The sequence below is a fragment of the Citrobacter sp. Cb080 genome (assembly GCF_030334745.1).
GTDB classification, from domain to species: Bacteria; Pseudomonadota; Gammaproteobacteria; order Enterobacterales; family Enterobacteriaceae; genus Citrobacter; species Citrobacter braakii.
Map to the genome: position 1 here is coordinate 1 of NZ_JAOWDG010000012.1, position 444 is coordinate 444.

The 444-nt window shown below is 55.6% G+C and carries 1 pseudogene; it reads left to right on the forward strand.

From position 1 onward, the window contains the following. Nucleotides 1-14 precede the first annotated feature (14 nt). Nucleotides 15-444 (forward strand): annotated as a pseudogene (locus OGV38_RS00180) (IS3 family transposase); the annotation flags it as partial.

The following is a 444-nucleotide window of genomic DNA, read 5'->3' on the forward strand; positions in this document are numbered from 1 at the left end:
ATTGAATCTACAGCGGCGTACTTCGCAAAACTGTCCGACTGAGGTACGCCTTTATCCGTGACAACGCCCGTTGCTGGCCTGTTCGCCTGCTCTGTCGGGTGCTGGATGTTCATCCCAGTGGCTTTTACGCATGGCTTCAGCAGCCGCATTCACAACGCCATCGGGCAGACCTGAGACTGACAAGACAGATTAAACAGTTCTGGCTGGAATCGGGATGCGTCTATGGTTATCGCAAGATCCATCTGGATCTGCGGGACAGCGGGCAACAGTGCGGAGTCAACAGAGTCTGGCGACTGATGAAACGTGTCGGGATAAAGGCTCAGGTCGGATACCGGAGCCCGTGGGCACGTAAAGGCGAGGCCAGTATCGTGTCGCCCAACAGGCTCCAGCGACAGTTCAATCCGGATGCTCCGGATGAGCGTTGGGTAACCGACATAACCTATA